This is a genomic window from Kitasatospora sp. NPDC054795 (assembly GCF_053611565.1).
This window is the reverse complement of record NZ_JBSHAP010000300.1, coordinates 1-1,522: the sequence shown is the minus strand read 5'-3', so window position 1 is coordinate 1,522 and position 1,522 is coordinate 1. Positions and strand designations below refer to the sequence as shown.

2 protein-coding genes are annotated in these 1,522 nt (G+C 67.8%); both read left to right on the top strand.

All coding sequences use genetic code 11. From position 1 onward, the window contains the following. Positions 1 to 78: 78 nt before the first annotated feature. A complete protein-coding gene (locus tag ACWGJO_RS41585; RefSeq protein WP_452190966.1) occupies positions 79 to 462 on the top strand; it encodes a transposase in 384 nt (127 codons plus the stop codon). Between the two features lie 20 nt (positions 463 to 482). Next, positions 483 to 1,508 carry an IS3 family transposase gene (locus ACWGJO_RS41580; RefSeq protein WP_452190965.1) on the top strand — a complete coding sequence of 342 codons (1,026 nt, stop codon included), beginning with the start codon at positions 483 to 485 and terminating at the stop codon, positions 1,506 to 1,508. Positions 1,509 to 1,522: the final 14 nt, after the last annotated feature.

The following is a 1,522-nucleotide window of genomic DNA, read 5'->3' as shown; positions in this document are numbered from 1 at the left end:
GCCCTCTGTGACAGCGTGGCGTGAAACGCCCCGATTTGTCGGGTTAGCCTAGAGGGAACGACAGGAGTCCCACCCCGCATGACCAGTAAGAACACCCCCGCCACCGATCCAGCCGCGAGACCGAAGCGCCGCACGTTCAGTCCCGAGTACAAGCTGCGGATCGTCGCCGAGTACGACGCCGCACCCAAGGGCGAGAAGGGCGCGGTGCTGCGCCGCGAGCGCCTGTACGACTCCCACATCCAGGAATGGCGCGCGGCCCGGGACGCCGGCGCGCTGGACGCTCTGGTCGACCAGCGGACCTCCCCGGCCCGGCCGAAGAAGCCACCGCAGGCTGCTGAGGTCGAACGACTCCAGCGCAAGATCGCCCGCCTGGAGAAGGAGGTGGCGAGGAAGGACGCGGCGCTGGAGGTGCTGGGAAAAACACACGCGCTCTTGGAGATGCTCTCCGAGAGCGCGGACTGAAGCACGCCCTGGACCGGCATTTGGCGGCCGGGGTTGAGGAGTTGGCGCCGCACGTGGGGGTCGTGGAAGCCTGCCGGTTGGCCGGCCGCTCGCGGGCCACTCACCATCGCCGGCTCAACCCCCGGGAGCCGAAGCCCAGGCAGCCCCGCCCCGCGCCGGCCTCGGCGCTGTCGACCGCCGAGCGAGCCCGGATCCTGGCGTTGATGGACTCGCCCCGGTACGCCGAGCTGCCGCCCGCGCAGATATGGGCCCGCGAACTCGACGAGGGCCGCTACCACTGCTCCATCCGCACGATGTACCGGATTCTGGAAGCCGCCGGGCAGAACGGCGAGCGCCGCCGTCAGGCCACCCATCCGCCCAAGACGGTGCCCGAGCTGGTCGCCACCGGCCCCTCGCAGGTGTTCAGTTGGGACATCACCAAGCTGGCCGGACCGGAGAAGGGGATCTGGTACCACGCCTACGTCGTCATCGACATCTTCAGTCGCCATGTGGTCGGCTACACGGTCGAGCGGGCCGAATCCGCCGAGCGGGCGGAGGAGCTGATCCGCGAGACCATCGAGCGCAACGGCCTGGTGCCCGAGACCGTGCACGCTGACCGCGGCACCTCCATGACCAGCAAGAAGGTCTCCCAGCTGCTGATCGATCTCGGCGTCACCAGGAGCCATTCACGCCCCAAGGTCTCCAACGACAATCCTTACAGCGAAAGCCAGTTCAAGACCACGAAATACGCTTCGGACTTTCCTGAGCGGTTCGACTCGCTCACGCACGCCCGCGAATGGTTCGACGCCTTCATCTCGTACTACAACCACGAGCACAGGCACTCCGGCATCGGCCTGCACACCCCCGCATCCGTCCATTTCGGCACCGCCGACCAGGTTCGCGACCAGCGCGCCGCCACCCTCATCGAGGCCTACGCGCGGCATCCCGAGCGCTTCGCCCGCCGCCCCAAGCCGCCCGAGATACCCCGGCACGTGTGGATCAACGACCCGGCCAGGCGCAGGGAACCCGAACCACAAGCCTCATCACCGCACAACCGTCTCATTTGACTTGACAACTTCCG

Excerpts from the sequence above, each read along its gene's own strand:
- ACWGJO_RS41585 (WP_452190966.1), top strand. The coding sequence starts at position 79 with ATGACCAGTAAGAACACCCCCGCCACCGATCCAGCCGCGAGACCGAAG.